This is a genomic window from Centipeda sp. (in: firmicutes) (assembly GCF_057271695.1).
Genome location: NZ_DBHIVL010000044.1, coordinates 1 through 16,496, shown reverse-complemented (window position 1 = coordinate 16,496; position 16,496 = coordinate 1). Strand labels below are relative to the sequence as shown.

Sequence of the window (16,496 nt, the reverse complement as noted above, 5' to 3'; positions counted from 1 at the left end):
GAACCCATGAACCCGCCGTGAGAGGGCGGTGTCTTAACCACTTGACGAAGGCGCCGATGAATTGGTGACGCCTATGGGATTCGAACCCATGAACCCGCCGTGAGAGGGCGGTGTCTTAACCACTTGACGAAGGCGCCACTATGTCAACAGGAAATACTATAGCATGGAAACAGAAAAAAAGCAAGCATTTTTTTCGCAGGACACAGATTTATGCGGAAAGCTGTGCGAGCGCAGCCTCCATGCGTGCAAGCCCCGCCTTTCTGCCGAGGATGGCAAGGAGTTCCGTCGCTCCCCCCGGCGTGACGGCCTGTCCTGCCGCCGCAATGCGCAGCACCCACATGACCGTGCCCTTCTTCCAGCCCTCGCGCTCGATGCACTCCTCAAGCAGGGCATAGAGGAGATCATTCTCCCAACGCTCCGCCGGAAGAGCGGAGAGGATTTCAATCAGTGCAGGGAGCAGTTCCCGCGCTGCCTCCGCCGTAACTTTGTTGCGCTTGTTCTCATAGAGAGCTGCATCGAACGGCGGTGTCTCGATGAGGAATGCAATCGCAGGGCGCACATCGGAGAGCTTCGTTACGCGCGTGCGCAGGAGACGCGCAATCGTCCCCCACTGTGCCTCCAGATGTGCGGGCAGTTTCCCTGCATAGGGGCGTGCAGCTGCGGCGAACTCCGCATCCGTCATTGCCTTGAAGTACTCCCCGCTCATCCAGCCGAGCTTGTCATAATCAAAGACGGCCGGCGACTTCGACAGTCCCTCGAGCGAGAATGCCTCGATCAGCTCGTCCATCGAAAAGACTTCCTGATTCGTCGTCTTTGGGTTCCATCCAAGGAGCGCGACATAGTTCACGATCGCCTCGGCGGGGTACCCCATCTTTACGAGATCGTCAAAGCTCGTCGCACCGTGCCGCTTCGAGAGCTTGCTTGTCTTGCCCGTCGCATCGTCCCGCCCCATGACGGGGGCAAGGTGTACGAACACAGGGGGCTCCCACCCGTACGCCTCATAGAGGAGGACGTGCTTTGGCGTCGAGGTGATGAACTCCGTGCCGCGGATGATATGCGACACCTTCATGAGGTGGTCGTCAATGACGTTTGCAAAGTTATACGTCGGCATGCCATCACGTTTGAGGAGTACCTGATCCTCGAGCTCCGTGTTCGGAATCGTGACATTGCCGTGGAGCACATCGTAGAACGTCGTCTCACCGACGAGCGGCATCTTCTGACGGATGACGTATTCCTCACCGCGTGCGAGATGCTCCTCCACCTCTGCCGCAGGGATGTCGCGGCAGGTGCGCGGATAGCCGCCGAAGGTCTTTTCCCCCTCGACCGGCTTCGCCTCCTCCGTATGGTGGCAGAAACAGCGATAGGCGTGACCGCTCGCCACGAGCTGCTCGGCGTACTCGTTGTAGATCGCCATGCGCTCGCTCTGAACATAGGGGCCATAGTCGCCGCCGATTTCGTCGGGTCCCTCGTCGGGCACAATCTTCGCCGCGTCGAGCGTGCGGCGGATAAAGTCCACCGCATCCGCAACGTAGCGGTTTCGGTCAGTATCCTCAATGCGCAGGATAAATGTACCGTCATTCGCACGCGCGAACAGATAGGCATAGAGTGCCGTGCGCAGGTTGCCGATATGCATATAGCCCGTCGGGCTCGGTGCAAAACGGGTGCGAATCTCCGTATGTGTCAACGTATATTTCCTCCAAATAACAATGCTGTAATCTCAACCGCGCAGATAGCTGCACAGCGCGCGGAACATGATGAGCGAGCTCATCGCACCCGGATCCTCGATGCCGATGCTGCGCGGGCCGATGAGTGCCGCACGCCCACGGCGCGCCGCAATCGTCTTCGTGTACTCTGCTCCCGCACGTCCTGCATTCAGCGCGTCCTCAAGGCACTCGCGCAGACTCTTGCCATCCGCATTCTCTGCACGGAACGCATCGCGGATCGGAATGAGCGTATCGAGCATGGTCTTGTCCCCGCGCTCGGCGCGTCCACGCCGCTGGATCGCATCGATCCCCGCTGTAAAGAGCTTCTCGAAGCTATGTACGTCGAGCCGCGTCTTCTCGTTCACCGCTTCGCCCGCACGGACGAAGGCGATGCCGTAGAGAGGCCCCGCCGCGCCGCCGACGTTCTCGATGAACGCACGTCCGATGTGATGGAGCACGTCGCTGACCGGCGCATCGGGCGGCAGCTCCGCCAGACGCTCCTCCGCCGCCGTAAAACCGCGCGCCATATTCAGACCATGATCCCCGTCTCCGGTCTTTGCATCCACTGCCGTGAGATAATCTTTCTGCGCCATAATCGCAGCGATGACCGCATTCACCGCATCCCTTACGTTTGCCATCTCCATCGCACCAACTTTCCCAGTAGTTACATGAGGCCATATCCTCTCATACATTATAGCACGGGATTTTCCACAGGAAAAGGGGATGCCAATATTTCTGCAAAGTTTTCCGAAAAGACAGATTTCAAGTTGTTGCAGCAAATTGTTGTTCCCGGATTTGTCAAGTCTTGCAGGTCGATTTTTTTTATGATATCATAATGCACAAGAAGGTGCGCCTTAGGTGCGCGTATGCCTTAGCAATGTCTAACCTACAGATCTTTCAGGGAATCCGAATTGATTCCGGTGAACGCGATGCGCTTCGGTGAACGCGGCAGCCGGACTTAGGGTACCCACCTGCTTTACGCAGGTATAGACATATAAGTCATACGGCATTTCAGACCCCTCTCTTGTGGTCAGAGTGGAACTGCCCCTGCGGCGGCTCTGTTCTGACCTTTTTGTATGCGCGCAGTGGCAGGATTTTTTCAAAAAGACACGAATAAATATAATGTTATACAAGGTTACACAGGATCAGGGGAGATCGACATGTCGGATCTGGATAAAACGAACGAAGAGAGACCCGAGGACGCGCCGGCAAAAAAACGTGGCCGTCCCAAAAAGCGCATACAGGAAGAGGCGGAGGAGACTGCCGCCAAAAAACGCGGCCGTCCGAAGAAGGGCGAGGGCGCAGCAAGTCATGCACCCGTGCGCCGCGAACGCCCGACAGAGCTGGTCTTTGCACTCGACATCGGCACGCGCAGCGTCATCGGCATCGTTGCCGAACAGCGCGACGGGCTGCTCCACATCCTCGCCACAGAGCGCATGGAGCACAAGACGCGCGCCATGCTCGACGGACAGATTCACGACGTGCCGCAGGTCGCCGCCATCATCCGCGAGGTCAAACGCCGGCTCACGGAGCGCACAGGAATGCTCAGCAGTGCCGCTGTCGCGGCTGCGGGACGCGCACTCTACACGATGACCGCCGACGCAGAGCAGGACCTCACGGGCACGATTACGCCCGCGCAGCAGCGCGACCTCGACTTTGCCGGTGTGCAGGCGGCTCAGCGCAAGCTTGCACACTCGCACACGGTCGACGATCCGACGCGCTACTACTGCGTCGGCTACAGCACGATCCGCTACGAGCTCGACGGCAACGAGCTCAAGACGCTCGTCGGACAACGCGGCAGACACGCGAAGGCAACCGTCATTGCGACCTTCCTCCCGCGTCAGGTCGTCGACTCCATGCAGTCCGCGCTGCGCGAGACGCATCTTGAGATGCGCGCGCTGACCCTCGAGCCGATCGCGGGCATCAACGTCCTCATCCCACCGACGATGCGCCATCTGAACCTCGTTCTCGTCGACATCGGTGCGGGTACCTCCGACGTTGCCATCACGCGCGGCGGCTCCGTCATCGCCTACGGCATGGTGCCAATGGCGGGCGATGAGATTACCGAAGCGATCTCGCGCGAGTACCTGCTCGACTTCAACATTGCCGAGGACATCAAACGCAAGGCGGCGGACGGACAGGATGTCTCGTTCACGGACATCCTCGGCATGAAGCTCTCGCTCACTGCCGAGCAGGTTCTCACCGCCATCAAACCGGGCGTCGAGAACCTTGCAAACGCGATCGCAAAGCAGATCTTGGAGCTCAACGGCGAGCCGCCGCAGGCGGTCATGCTTGTCGGCGGCGGTGCGCGCACGCCCATGATGCCGGAGCTCGTGGCTGCGGCACTCGGCATCCCCGAGGCGCGCGTTGCCGTGCGTCAGCCGGACGAGGTGGACGGTGTTGCAGATCTGCCCGCCGAGCTCCACGCGCCCGATGCGGTCACACCGCTCGGCATCCTCAAGATCGCCTCCATCAACACGCTGCACTTCCTCGCCGTCTGGATCAACGACATCGAGTACAGCCTCTTCAACTTCCGCGAGCTCAACGTCTCCGATGCCCTGCTCGCCGCCGGCATCAGCCTGCGCAAATACAACGGCCGCCCCGGCATGGGACTCATGATTACCGTGAATGGCGAGCGGCGCAGCTTCCCCGGCACGATGGGCACGCTCGCACAGATCACAATCGACGGCAAGAGCGCAAGCCTCGACTCCCCCATCCATGACGACTGCCGCATCAAGCTCGTTGCGGGTGAGAACGGCACACAACCCGAGATCCATCTAAGTGAGATCATCGGCACAATCGACAGCTACACCGTTATTCTCAATGGAGAGGAAACACCTGTCACCGCAAGCATTCTCGTGAACGACAGCGCCCCCGACGGCGATCCGGTCCTGCGTGACGGCGACTCCATCATCTCACGCCGCGAGCGCACCCTCGGCGAAGTGCTGCGCGCAGCACATCTGCCGCCCACGGGACGGCGCATTTCCTATACGCTGAACGGCGAGGCACGCCGTTTCTCCACCCTGCCGAAGATCACGCTGAACGATGCCCCTGCACCGCTCTCCACCATGCTGCACGAGGGCGATGTTATCGAGTACGAGGAGACCGCCATTCCGACGGTCGAGTCCGTCCTTGACCTCTCCGCTGCATCCTCCTACGCGACCATCACCTACGAGGGCAGGGAGCATCAAGTACCTGCCTCCGGATTCTCCCTCACCATCAACGGACGTGAAGCATCGCCCGGCACGGTGGTTGAGGACGGCGCCGTCATCGCCTATCAAAAGGGTACGGGTACGGCAAACGTCAGTGAGGCACTCCTCGCCGTTGGCTTTACGCCGCCGCCCGCGACGAGCCGCGTCACCTTCACGCTCCTTGTCAATGGCGTTAAGGCGGACTTCACCAGTCCCATCCGTACAGGTGATACACTCGAAGTAGGGTTCACCCCGCTCGAGTCACTAAGCGGTGCTCCCGCCTCCGACGGGAATGCCCCCGCCGCGAGTGCGATCCTCTCCGGCATCGCCGCGCGCAGCACACTGGGGCAGGAAGACAGCTCCGTGGTAGCACCGACGAACATTGCCGCATCGGAAAAACCTGCTCCTCCTGCATCTACAAATCCTGTGCCGCAGAATCCTGCTCCCTCCGCTCCCACCATTACCATCGATTCTCTCATGCGCTACGACTGAACGCAGCAAACAAAAAGGGTGTACCATGAAGCAAATGCCTCATAGTACACCCTTTTCGTTTGCTTCCTCCCGCAGAGATTTCCAGCGATCATGCAGCCAGAACCACTCCTCGGGATAGCGGCGAATCCACGCTTCAAGGCGGTCGCTGACGAGCTGTGTCACACGTTTGACATCCGCCGCACGGTCGTCGGTTTTTTCGACCATGATGCCCCGCTCGACGGTGATGACATGATGTCCGTTCGGCTCACGATGGATGAACACGGGAAAGATCGGCACCTCGCAGCGGCGTGCAATCGCCGCCGCCCCCGTAAATGCGTTCGTCGGCTGTCCGAAGAAGTCGATGATGACGCCGTCGCGCAGACTCGGATCTTGGTCGCTGATGAGGCCGATGATCCAGCCCTCGCCGATCATGCGGAACATCTCCCGCACGCCCGTGCGATAGGTGACATACACGCCGACGAGTGCGCGGTACTCGTTGATGAAGCGATCCATGCCCACCGAACTCTGCCGTTTCGCCACACCGACGACGGGAAATCCCGCCGAAGCGAACGCCGCGCCCATAATCTCCCAGTTGCCGCTGTGCGAGGTCGCAAAGACCGCCCCGTTCCCCTCGGCGACAACCGCACGCAGTTCCTCCACAGCTCCCGTGAGCGTGACGTAGTCCGCGATGTGCTCCTTCATGACGGGATAGCGCAGTACCTCCATCAGCATCGGGCCGAAGCGCAGACTGCTCGCGCGTACGATGCGCTCTGCCTCTGTCTCCGAAACGCCAAGACAGCGCACGACCTGCTCCCGTGCGAGAGTCTTGCGCCGCGCGGGGATGAAGCTCCACGCAAGCCGCGCCAGCCCTTCGCCGAGTGCCATCGCTGCACGGTGCGGCAGGAGGCAGATGAGGAAGCTCAAGGCTTTCATCGCATAGTAGGAGAACATCTCAGTCCTTCCCGCGCAGATCCGCGAGCTCCTTTTCGAGCGATTTTATTTTTTTCACCATCTCGGGCAGACGGCGGATCGCCGCCTGTACACGCAGCCATTCCGTATGCGGCTGCACGGGGAAGCCCGCACAGAAGACCCCCTCCGGCATATCCGCGATGATGCCGGAGCGTGCGGCGTACACCGAGTTTGCCCCGATCGTGATGTGTCCGACCGTACCGACCTGCCCGCCGAACGTGACGTTGTGCCCGACCTTCGTCGAGCCGGAGATCCCCGTCTGCGCGACGATGAGGCAGTTCGCGCCGATGCTGCAGTTGTGCCCGACGTGCACGAGATTGTCGATCTTCGTCCCCTTGCCGATCACGGTCGCGCCGAGCGTCGCGCGGTCAATGCCGACGTGTGCGCCGATCTCCACATCATCCTCGATGATGACGCCGCCCACCTGCGGGACCTTCGTATGCACCCCCGCCTCAGTCGTAAAGCCGAAGCCGTCCGCACCGATCACGGCAGAGCTGTGGATCGTGCAGCGCGCACCGATGCGGCAGTGTTCGCGCACGGTCGCACTCGGGTAGATGACCGTGTGCTCGCCGATCACGCTGTACTGCCCAACATAGGCATGGGGATAGATGGTCACGCCCGCACCGAGCACTGCGTAGTCGTCCACATAGGCAAAGGGCAGGATGGTCACGCCCGCGCCGATCTGCACACCGCGCCCGATGTACGCCTCATCGCTGACACCAACGGCGTGCTCAATGGGCGGGACAAAGATCGTCAGCAGCTTTGCAAATGCGGCCTTCGGCTCATCAACAAAGATCACAGTGCGGTCAAAGCCCTCCGTCCCCGTCGGCAGGAGGAGTGCCCCCGCCTTTGCCCCCGTGCGTGCCGCCTCGATGTGCGGCGGTACAGCAAAGGTGAGATCGTCCGCGCCCGCCTCATCCAGTGCAGCAAGCCCGCGAATCACGCGTGCACCGTCGCCGCTGACCGTACCGCCGACGAGTGCGGCGATCTCATTGACTGTCTTTTCCATGCGCATGCCCTCTTATTGGAGTTTTCCGATCACTTCGTCGGTAATGTCCACACCGCCCGTGAGGACACTTGGCTGTGTCTTGGTGCCGCTGTCGAGCACGATATCCAATTTTTTCTCTTTGACAATATCCTGCACAGCGACATCCAGCTTCTGTTGGAGCTGAATCGTATACATCTGATTGAGCCCCGCCATCTTGCGCTGCGTCTCCATCTGGAGCTGCTGCGCCTCCTCGGTCGTCATGTTCGGTGACGTCTCGAACTTCGCCTGCGCCTCCTGCTGCGCCTCCATGAGTTTTCCGTTCGCCTCATCAATCACTGCTTTGATCTGCGGTGCCTCGGTCTGCACACGCGTAGTGTCGACCGTACCGATATGCACTTGACCACAGCCCGCCGCGAAAAGACTCGCGGTAAGAAGGACAGCCGCAGCTGCCTTGCTCGTAACATTCATCTGTAAAATAGTCCTTTCATGAGTGTCGAAAGAATTTGCTTCATTTCTGCCTGGCAGCCTCGATGCTCTGCATCTCGCGCACCATCTCGTCGGTCACATCGTACGCCGCATTGCTGATAATCGGTGCATAGCGCACCGCGGTGAACGATGCGGCAGCGGGCAGCAGCGTCATGCGATCCGCCTCGGGCGAGGCAAGCACGAGGGTAAAGTGGTGCTGAAGCGCGAGTTTCGCCGCGCGACTGCGCACATCGCGCATGATCTCCGCCGCGAGAGTATCCGCCTCTGCACGCACAGCGGCAAGACGAGCAGCACGCTGCATCTGCGCAGAGTGATCCTCCTGCACCGCAAGTGCACGCGCCATCTCCTTTGTGCTCCGCTCCTCCACCTCTTGTTTGAGACGTTCCGCCTCCGCCTTCTGCGCCGCCACAGCCTCCTGCGCCTGTTTTGTCCATGCCGTCTGCTGCGGCTCGATGCGCGCAGCGACGCGGGCGCGGATCTCCTCCTGCCACTGGCGATAGAGTGCCATCTGACGCTCTCCGCGCTCCCGCTTCAACATCGCACGCTCACCCTCCCAGACGGCACGCTCACGGGCGAGCTCCTCCTCGGATATATGGGGACCGTGCATTGCCCGCTGATTGTCAATCTTGAGGTTGATGTTCAGAATGGCGTTCAGATAGTCGTCGTCAATCGCCTTCTTACGCGCCTCGTAGTCCGCCTCCGTCTGCTTGCGATAGAGCTCCGTCAATCGCTTCTGTTCGCGCTCAAGCGCAACGCGTGCCGAGATCACCGTCTGTGCATTCTTCTGCCAGACAGAGTCCTCGAATGGCGCATCATCCGTCTTTGGCGGCTCAATTTCAGGCAGCTTGGGGAGATCGCGCAGGAGCAGTGTGAGTGTCTGTTCCTCTGTGCGCAGTTTGCGCAGATGTGCATAGGAGGGGTGTGCCGCAAGCACCTCCGCGAGACGCATCGTGCCGATCTCGCGCTCCGTCGTCGGAGACTCGGACGCGGGGCGAAGGAGGAGCACTGCAAGAAGTGAGAGAAGGCACACGACACCCGCAAGGATCTCCCTGCGTCTTGTCTGCCATCGTTTTCGCACAGTCGCTCCTCCTCCTGCTTATAAAAATGTACCGAGCAGAGCTCTGCCCGGTACATATGCGCATTTTCTACGAAATTACTTGCCCAACTGCTTGACGACATCCTGCGTGATGTCCTGTCCGCCGTAGACCACTGCGCCCTTCTCGATGACAACGGAGAGCCCCTTCTTTTCAGCAACGCTCTTGACGGCATCCTGGATGCTCTTCTCGATGGGATCCATCAGTTCCTGATTTTTCTGCTGGAGACGCTGCATCGTCTGCTGGTAGTAGTCCGACTTCTCCTGGTCGTTCATGTTCGCCGACTTCGCTTCAAAATCCGCCTGTGCCTCCTGCGAAGCCTTCTGCATCTCAGCGTTTGCCGCTGCGAGCTGCGGATGCTGGCTGCCGACCTGACGATAATCCACCACGCCGACGGAGGACGTTGCCGCCGAGGCGATGCCCGATCCGCTCTGTGTGAGCGCGAGTGCAACCACCGAGCCGACGAAGACGACGGCGATGAGTATGCTGATAATCTTAACCTGCTTCTGCTGCAATTTGATCATGAATATAATCTCCTTTTCTATCAGATCCATCGGTACACTGACCGAACGCGCCCATTATAGCAAAGAGCGGCGTACAGTTCAATATTATTTTACAACACGGTGGCCAACCATCGGCATTTCCCCGAACTCCATGCTCGCAAGTTTGGGACAGCTGATCGGGTTGTTCAGCCAGTTCTCATGCGTAAAGGTCGCATCCACGGTCTTGGGACCGTCCTGAAAGCGGTAGGTGGAGCTGTAGACACCGTCCACAATGCTCTGATGGACAAGCGTTGCCTTGCCGTACATCGCCTCCATCTCACCGAGACGCAGCCCCGGCCGGAGACCGTCAAAATTCTCCTTCGTGATGACATCCTGCGCATCAGCGCCCCCCTGCCACGAACCCATCGACGGTGCACGATCCGCTGTCTTTCCACCGCAGCCCACAATGAGCATGGACGAGGCAACAAACGCTGCCGCCACAAGACCAAGTTTGCTGACTTTCATCATAGCACTCCCTCTTTTCTATAAAACTCTCCAAAATGCCTTTTTATCATACACTATTCCAGACGTTCATTCAAGAAGAAAAACGAACTCCTCACGGCTGCGCTGTCCGCCGATAGAGACGCAGCTTTGTCCGTCCCTCGCGCGGCAGTGCTCCGAGCTCTTCCCACCCCTGCGCCGCAAGATTTTCCTCGAACGCATCGAACGCATGACGCTCTACGACGAGATACACCGTCCGATCGGACGGCAGCTCATCCATCGGCAGGAACGGCATAACGTTCTTGCTGTTCCAGCTCATCTCCTTCGGCGCACGTGCCGCAATCTCCTCGCGCGTCGCGAGCGCATACATCGTGTGTCCCGTATAGTAGGGGACGGTCGCCGTATAGTCCCCATAGCAGAGGAGCAGATCATCTTTTTTCATCGTCTGAGAGAGAATATCCGCCGCCCCCTTGCCGCTGAAATGCCCGTCGCGCTCCGTGTAGTTCGTCACCACGGAGACCACGGCGAGATAGAGCCCCATCCCGACGATCGCCCCCGCTTTCAGCACGCGCGGATTGCGCACGAGCAGGCGTGCCGTGAGGATCGCCGTTGGCAGGAATGCGGGGAAGCTGTACGTTGGATACTTGGTCGCCATGCACTGGAAAAAGAGCGGCACCACAATCGCCCAGACCAGCAGGAAAAGCGTCCGCACGTCGATGACGGGACGGATCCGCCACGCACGATAGAGAGCAAGCGGCAGGGCAAAGCTCCACGGGAACGTCCCGATGAAGTAGATGCCAAGGTAGAAATACCAGACATTCCACTGCGCGTGCTCGGAGACCGTCGCACGCAGGACGTTGTGGATACCGAGGAAGGTGTTCACGAAATCCGCCCCGTGTGCGAGATACATATAGATGTACCACGGCGCACAGACCGCCGCAAAGACCAGAAGCCCCGTCGGAATACAGATGCGGCGGAGCGCGGAGAGGTCGCGTTCCAGTGCGAGAAACACCAGGATGATAAGCCCCGGCAGGAGCAGTCCAATCGGCCCCTTCGTCAGCACGGCAAGCCCCGCACAGGCATAGGCGATGTAGAAATACCCCCGCCGCTGCGCACGATAGCCGATGAAAAATGCGGCAAGCGTCCCGCCGAAAAAGAGGAAGAGACTCATATCCGTGAGAATGAGCTTTGCGAGCACGGCGTAGAGCACGCCTGTCCCGAGGATGATCGTCGACCAGAATGCCGTTCGCTCATCGTAGATCCGCCGCGCAAAGACATAGGTCAGAGCGAGCCCTGCTGACGCAAAGAGTGCGGGGAAAAACCGTGCGGCGAAATCCGTCACGCCGAACATGGAGAACGCTGCGACAAGCTCCCAGTAAAAGAAGATCGGCTTATCGTACCAGTAGTTCCCGTAGATCTGCGGCGAGAGCCAGTCCCCCGCCGCGAGCATCTCCTTTGCCGTCTGGGCATAGTTGACTTCGACGGGCGCGGTGACAGGGAGCGTTCCGTTGCCCCAGAAATACAGCAGAACGAGGCAGAAAATCGCCACGCCGCTTGTCAGACGTTCATTCACTCACATTCCTCCCCCTGCTGTCCGCTTAAGGAAGCACTGATAAATTCAGCACCGTCATCTTAGCACATCTTTTTTGCCCGTACTGTGTCGGCAAATCCTCCACATAGCACTGCTATGCGTCCGGTTTGCCTCCTTGTCCGAACGAAAAAATCTGCACCAATCTGACGGACTTCATTTTATCAGCGATTCCTTAAATGCCGATTGTCACATGCAATCAGATAGAGCGGACGATTTTTTACCTCCTGCAGAATGCGAGCGATGTATTCGCCGCAGATGCCAAGCATCATCATCTGCATCCCACCGAAGAAGAGACTGCACACGACAATCGTCGACCAGCCCGGCACCGTCGCCCCGCTCAGCGTCTCAAAGAGGACGTGGAGAAAGAGCAGCACGGCGAGCAGTGCCGAGAACACGCCCACATAGAATGCCACACGCAGCGGCTGCACCGAGTAGGAGAGAATACCATCGAGCGCGAACGAGATCATCTTGTGCAGGGAGAACTTCGACTGCCCTGCGAACCGCTCGTGTGCGACGAACTCCACCGATGTCTTGCGAAAGCCCATCGATCCGACAATCCCACGGATGAAGCGCGCGTGTTCACGATAGCGGCGCAGGGCAAGCACCGCCTTGCGATCCATCAGGCGGAAGTCCGACCCGCCCTCGACGATCTCCACGTCCGACAGCGCGTTGAGCAGACGGTAGTAATACTTCGAGGTCAGCCGTTTGAAGGGAGACACCCCCTCCGTTGTGAGCCGCACTGTCTGGACAATCTCATGCCCCGCCTCCCATTTGGCAAGGAGCACAGGCAGAAGCTCCGGAGGGTGCTGCATATCGCCGTCCATCGTGATGACCGCATCGCCGTCCGCGTGGTCGATGCCGCAGGTGAGCGCGAGCTGATGTCCGGAATTGCGCGCGAGGAAGATCGACTGCACACGCGCATCGCGTGCACCCAGTTCACGTAGGATTTCACGGCTGCGGTCGCGTGAGCCGTCGTCGATAAAGAGAATCTCGTATGCATAGGGCAGCGTGTCCATGACCTTTTCCACGCTCTCCGTAAAATGCGCGATATTCTCCTCCTCGTTGTAGACCGGAACCACAATCGAAATCCGCTTCACCATCTCACCCCTAGAAATTTCCAATCAGCCGCAGCCATGTGTCATGGCGGTCGACCAGTCCCGCAATGCTCATGAAGTCGTGCACCTTGTACCGCAGCTCCCACGCATACGCGCCCTGCTCCGGCCAATGCTCATAGCGCAGATGCCAGCGCGGATGCAGCGCATAATCTGCCGCAAACGAAAAGAGGTCATTGCTCAAACCGTAACGCAGCTCGCCTGTCAACTGTGGCAGCAGCGCACGCGCATAGCCTACACGCCAGTCAAACTTCACATCCTCGGGTACGGCGTCCGTCTCCACATAGAACTCGTCACGCGCACTCAGCATCTGTCCCGCATGCAGTCGTACGTGCAGATCACGCCGCACACCGTCACGATTCTCCATCGCACGCCCGATATCGAGCCAACCCGTCAGACGCAGGCGATAGCGGCTCGTATCCGTGCGGCTCATCACCGTCATTCGCTCCGCGGGCGCAATCGTCACGGGGGAGACGAGATGGAGACGGCGAAAATCACTGCCCCCATCCAAGGTCTCTGCCAGACGCTGCTCAAACGCAGCCCGGTGACGCGCAATAAAGGAGACAGGCACACCGACAAGACGGTTCACTTCGCCCTCCATCACGCTGCGCCGCGTGAGCAAGGCGGCATTCGGAATCGTATCCGAGCGCATCGAGAGATCGACCGTTCGTACAACAGGCAGACGCGGATAGACCGTGAGGTGCACCTTTGCCATCTGTTCCACGTCAATGTCATAGTCTGCACGGAACTCCGGCAGATGGACATCCATATACGCGGTCAGACTGCGCTTGAGTGCACCCGCCGCCCAGTCCGTTGCCGCAAGCGGCAGCCCCACGAGCGCATCCGAGAACACCGTCTGCACCCCCGCAAGATCCGCACGTACCAGCTCCTCCACTTCGGGCGGCATCCCCTCGACCGCTGTCTCGACAGCAACACTTTGAATCGTATCCGCCCACGGTGCAAGACGGATCTCTACCTCCGTACGCACATCGGGACGCACTGAGACCGCCGTCACCGTGTACCCGACGAGCAGACGGTCAAAGACCGCGCCAATAACAGCCTCCTCCTCCGTCGCCGAGACCGCCGTCACCACACGCCCCTCCATGCGCTCCGCCGCGATTGCCGCAACCGTACGCTCCATGCGTTCACGCACAATGGAGGGAATCGGTTGATCGCCCACGACAATAGCCGCAGTCTCCTCCACGCGGGAGGATGCTGCGGCATATATGGAGGCAGGAAGCCCCCCTGCGAATACGAGAAGAACGAGCACCCACACACGCAAGAGAGGGCAAAGCGGCTGCATCAGAACGTGCCGCCGACGCGGAAGTGCACGCGTCCGCCCTGCGAACCGCGTCCGTAGTCAAGACGCAGCGGACCGATCGGTGTGTTTAGCCCCAGTCCGACACCGATACTCCCATACAGCTTCTCCGGCATGAAGCCGTCGCTCCATGCGCCGCCGTAGTCGGCAAAGAGTGCTCCGGTCACCTTCGATACAATCGGGAAACGATACTCCATCGAGGCGAGTGCCATTCGCGTACCACGGAACTGATCCTCACGGTAGCCGCGAATCGTGTCCTGCCCTCCCATACGGAACTGGCTGTACTCAGAGATCGCCCCGCGGCTGATGCCATACTGCCCGCGCAGAACGAATACCTGCGCACGCCCCGCCTTGAGATAATGCGTGTCACCGAGAACAACTTTCTGATAGTTGAAATCGCCGCCGAATCCCGCGAACTCGGTCGAGACCGAGGCTCGCGCGCCCATCGTCGGCTCATAGACATTGTCGCGCGTATCCGTCACATGCTCAAGGGTGATGCTGCGTGTCGTGCCGAAATTGCTGCTGAGCCATGCCGTATTGCCGCTGCGGTTACCGGCAGTCCCCGTCTCCGTGTGCTTGACGTATTTATCCTTGCGGTTGCGGAGCGTGACGAAGTTCGTCGAATACTCGCTCATGGGACGACTTAGGGTAAACTCACCGCCCGAATACTTCCGCATGAACGACTCCTTATGATTGCCGTTTTCATCGTAGTCGTCGTATTCATAGGTGCGATTGTAGACGCGGAGCGTGCCTGCCGTCTCCTTTTTGTCGAGCCACGGACGACGATACATGAACGTATAGCCGCGTGCATCCGTATCATCTCCGCTCATTTCATAGCTGAGGCTGATGGTGTCGCCCATGCCGCGGAAGTTCGTGTCGCTGACACTCACCATGCCGACCATGCCATCGGAACTCGAGTAGCCCGCACCAATGCCGAACGACCCCGTGCGTTTCTCCTTGACATCGATCTCCATGACGACCGCGTTCGGCTCGACACCGGGGTTCATCTTGACATTGACATCCTCAAAGAACCCGAGGTTGTAGATGCGCTGCATACTGCGCCGCGCCTGATTCGCATTGAACGGCTCGCCCGTCTTCTGGCGCATCTCGCGGAGGATCACATAATCCTTCGTTTTCTTATTGCCCTTGACCTTGTAATCCTCGAGAACGCCCTCGCTGATCTTGATTGTGAGCGTACCGTCCTGTGCGATGTTCAGATCCGTAATCTTCGCAAGGATATAGCCGTCTGCACGGTACTTCTCCTGAATCGCCTGCACATTTTCCTGCAAGGTACGCGAATTCAGCAACTCGCCACTCTTCACGGTGACGAGTTCCATCAGGGCCTTCGTTGTCTCGACGGTATTCCCCTCGATCTTTACCTCCTTGAGTTCGGGATTCTCGAGCACATGGTAGGTCAGCACAACCCCCTCAGGCACCTTCTCGAAGGTCGGGTAGAGATCATAGAAATATCCCGTCGCATAGACGGCGTCACGGTCCTTCACAAGCCCCGCCGCCGAAACCGGATCACCAACGTGCATCGCCAATGCCGCGCGTGCTGTCGGCTCAGTTGCCGCCGTTGCGCCGCTGAAATTGATCTCCACGATCGTCTTGCCTACCTGTGCGGCGAGATAGTTCGAGATCTCATCCTCCGCAGGACGCTTTGCCGTCCATGCGGCAGCACGTTCGTCCGAGGCCACAGGCGTGGATGATGTGGTCAGCACAGGCGCGTCTGCAACAGGTGTGTCCGACATGGATGACATAGTGCCGCTCCGCACGGACGCACCCGTGACCGCAGTAGCCGCTGCAGCAAAGCCATGCGGCAGAGCCAGCACAGATGTCCCAACGCCAAGGGCAACGGCGAGTGTGAGTCTCTGATATTTCTTACTGTTCAAGGGCGAAACCTCCTAGAATGTGCACATGTCGGTGCACTATTGCAATCCCGCCGCAAAGAGCGGCGGTACTTGTAAACTATTCCCGCAAAATCTTGCCACCGACCTGCATGAGATGCTGCATATCGGCATTTGGCACACGCGGCTGTGCAATGACGGCGCGCTCCGGGGCAGCTGTCTCCGCATGCGTCGGTGTGCTGTACGTCTGTGCAGCCTCTGTACGCGCTCCCTCCTGATGCTCATCCGAGGTTGGACGCACAGTCTCCTGCTGTACGGCGGTCTCTTCTACAGGCACAGGCGATGCAGGTCGCTCCACACTTTGAATCGGCAGAGCAGTCTCTATCGGTGCGGATGTCGGTATGAGGATATCCGCATGTATCTCCGACGTCTGCGCAGGCGTGGATGCCGCAAACTCCTCGGTAGGAGGCGCGTCCCACACGATCCATGTGATTGCCGCTGCCGCAGCGAGCGGAGGCAGCAGCCGCGCTGCCCATCGTCGGAAACGTGCGCGACGGTCTGCCGCGAGCCGTGCAAGTTCCGCACGTGCGAGCATGAGCTTTAGGGAATCACTGATAAATAGTGGATAATCACAGCCAGCTAATCCGCAGACACAAATTTCACAAATTGCAATACAAAAGAGCGTGCAAATACTGCTCTCATTGCCCCTTTTTCTTCCCCGAATCGCCCGTTTCACCGGGAAA

General features: G+C 59.4%; 14 protein-coding genes, 2 tRNA genes and 1 pseudogene (1 of these 17 running past the window's edge). 1 reads left to right on the top strand and 16 read right to left on the bottom strand.

Annotated features, from left to right (window positions below; genetic code table 11):
- The 4 genes from ACO6BQ_RS07905 to dhaL form a co-directional block, all read right to left on the bottom strand.
- A tRNA-Glu gene (locus ACO6BQ_RS07905) sits at window positions 1-55 on the bottom strand; it reaches 120 nt to the left of the window's first position.
- 7 nt (window positions 56-62) lie between these two features.
- A tRNA-Glu gene (locus ACO6BQ_RS07900) sits at window positions 63-137 on the bottom strand.
- Between the two features lie 71 nt (window positions 138-208).
- Window positions 209-1,684: a glutamate--tRNA ligase gene (gene gltX, locus ACO6BQ_RS07895; protein WP_489120322.1), complete on the bottom strand. Its 1,476-nt coding sequence runs from the start codon at window positions 1,682-1,684 to the stop codon at window positions 209-211.
- Between the two features lie 33 nt (window positions 1,685-1,717).
- Complete coding sequence (gene dhaL, locus ACO6BQ_RS07890) at window positions 1,718-2,341, bottom strand: dihydroxyacetone kinase subunit DhaL (RefSeq protein ID WP_489120325.1); 624 nt, start codon at window positions 2,339-2,341, stop codon at window positions 1,718-1,720.
- A 522-nt stretch (window positions 2,342-2,863) separates the two neighbouring features.
- On the opposite strand from dhaL, the gene ACO6BQ_RS07885 reads away from it, so the two are divergent.
- Window positions 2,864-5,386, top strand: coding sequence for a cell division FtsA domain-containing protein (locus ACO6BQ_RS07885; RefSeq protein ID WP_489120321.1), 2,523 nt, complete (start codon window positions 2,864-2,866; stop codon window positions 5,384-5,386).
- Between the two features lie 39 nt (window positions 5,387-5,425).
- On the opposite strand, the gene ACO6BQ_RS07880 is transcribed toward ACO6BQ_RS07885, so the two are convergent.
- From ACO6BQ_RS07880 to ACO6BQ_RS07825, 12 genes and pseudogenes are all read right to left on the bottom strand, one after another.
- On the bottom strand, window positions 5,426-6,316 hold the full coding sequence (locus tag ACO6BQ_RS07880; RefSeq protein ID WP_489120320.1) for a lysophospholipid acyltransferase family protein: 891 nt from the start codon (window positions 6,314-6,316) through the stop codon (window positions 5,426-5,428).
- Window position 6,317: 1 nt separating this feature from the next.
- Window positions 6,318-7,343 carry a UDP-3-O-(3-hydroxymyristoyl)glucosamine N-acyltransferase gene (gene lpxD, locus ACO6BQ_RS07875; protein ID WP_489120319.1) on the bottom strand — a complete coding sequence of 342 codons (1,026 nt, stop codon included), beginning with the start codon at window positions 7,341-7,343 and terminating at the stop codon, window positions 6,318-6,320.
- 12 nt (window positions 7,344-7,355) lie between these two features.
- Complete coding sequence (locus tag ACO6BQ_RS07870; RefSeq protein ID WP_489120318.1) at window positions 7,356-7,790, bottom strand: OmpH/Skp family outer membrane protein; 435 nt, start codon at window positions 7,788-7,790, stop codon at window positions 7,356-7,358.
- Window positions 7,791-7,830: 40 nt separating this feature from the next.
- Window positions 7,831-8,886, bottom strand: a complete 1,056-nt coding sequence (locus tag ACO6BQ_RS07865; protein ID WP_489120317.1) for a hypothetical protein — start codon at window positions 8,884-8,886, stop codon at window positions 7,831-7,833.
- A 75-nt stretch (window positions 8,887-8,961) separates the two neighbouring features.
- Window positions 8,962-9,426, bottom strand: coding sequence for an OmpH/Skp family outer membrane protein (locus tag ACO6BQ_RS07860; protein ID WP_489120316.1), 465 nt, complete (start codon window positions 9,424-9,426; stop codon window positions 8,962-8,964).
- An 84-nt stretch (window positions 9,427-9,510) separates the two neighbouring features.
- Window positions 9,511-9,912, bottom strand: coding sequence for a hypothetical protein (locus ACO6BQ_RS07855; protein ID WP_489120315.1), 402 nt, complete (start codon window positions 9,910-9,912; stop codon window positions 9,511-9,513).
- Between the two features lie 88 nt (window positions 9,913-10,000).
- Window positions 10,001-11,458, bottom strand: a complete 1,458-nt coding sequence (locus ACO6BQ_RS07850) for an ArnT family glycosyltransferase (RefSeq protein ID WP_489120314.1) — start codon at window positions 11,456-11,458, stop codon at window positions 10,001-10,003.
- Between the two features lie 25 nt (window positions 11,459-11,483).
- Window positions 11,484-11,633 (bottom strand): annotated as a pseudogene (locus ACO6BQ_RS07845) (secretion protein HlyD).
- Window positions 11,634-11,637: 4 nt separating this feature from the next.
- Window positions 11,638-12,573 carry a glycosyltransferase family 2 protein gene (locus ACO6BQ_RS07840; RefSeq protein WP_489120313.1) on the bottom strand — a complete coding sequence of 312 codons (936 nt, stop codon included), beginning with the start codon at window positions 12,571-12,573 and terminating at the stop codon, window positions 11,638-11,640.
- Window positions 12,574-12,583: 10 nt separating this feature from the next.
- Complete coding sequence (locus ACO6BQ_RS07835) at window positions 12,584-13,891, bottom strand: acylphosphatase (RefSeq protein ID WP_489120312.1); 1,308 nt, start codon at window positions 13,889-13,891, stop codon at window positions 12,584-12,586.
- Window positions 13,891-15,798 carry a BamA/OMP85 family outer membrane protein gene (locus tag ACO6BQ_RS07830; RefSeq protein ID WP_489120311.1) on the bottom strand — a complete coding sequence of 636 codons (1,908 nt, stop codon included), beginning with the start codon at window positions 15,796-15,798 and terminating at the stop codon, window positions 13,891-13,893. The genes ACO6BQ_RS07835 and ACO6BQ_RS07830 overlap by 1 nt, the downstream gene beginning before the upstream one ends.
- Window positions 15,799-15,874: 76 nt before the next feature.
- The gene (locus tag ACO6BQ_RS07825; protein ID WP_489120310.1) at window positions 15,875-16,348 is read right to left on the bottom strand and encodes a preprotein translocase subunit SecG; all 474 of its coding nucleotides are present in this window, start codon (window positions 16,346-16,348) and stop codon (window positions 15,875-15,877) included.
- Window positions 16,349-16,496 lie beyond the last annotated feature (148 nt).

Excerpts from the sequence above, each read along its gene's own strand:
- dhaL (WP_489120325.1), bottom strand. The coding sequence starts at position 2,341 with ATGGCAAACGTAAGGGATGCGGTGAATGCGGTCATCGCTGCGATTATG.
- ACO6BQ_RS07825 (WP_489120310.1), bottom strand. The coding sequence starts at position 16,348 with ATGCTCGCACGTGCGGAACTTGCACGGCTCGCGGCAGACCGTCGCGCA.
- ACO6BQ_RS07885 (WP_489120321.1), top strand. The coding sequence starts at position 2,864 with ATGTCGGATCTGGATAAAACGAACGAAGAGAGACCCGAGGACGCGCCG.
- ACO6BQ_RS07860 (WP_489120316.1), bottom strand. The coding sequence starts at position 9,426 with ATGATCAAATTGCAGCAGAAGCAGGTTAAGATTATCAGCATACTCATC.
- ACO6BQ_RS07870 (WP_489120318.1), bottom strand. The coding sequence starts at position 7,790 with ATGAATGTTACGAGCAAGGCAGCTGCGGCTGTCCTTCTTACCGCGAGT.
- lpxD (WP_489120319.1), bottom strand. The coding sequence starts at position 7,343 with ATGGAAAAGACAGTCAATGAGATCGCCGCACTCGTCGGCGGTACGGTC.
- ACO6BQ_RS07855 (WP_489120315.1), bottom strand. The coding sequence starts at position 9,912 with ATGATGAAAGTCAGCAAACTTGGTCTTGTGGCGGCAGCGTTTGTTGCC.
- ACO6BQ_RS07880 (WP_489120320.1), bottom strand. The coding sequence starts at position 6,316 with ATGTTCTCCTACTATGCGATGAAAGCCTTGAGCTTCCTCATCTGCCTC.
- ACO6BQ_RS07835 (WP_489120312.1), bottom strand. The coding sequence starts at position 13,891 with ATGCAGCCGCTTTGCCCTCTCTTGCGTGTGTGGGTGCTCGTTCTTCTC.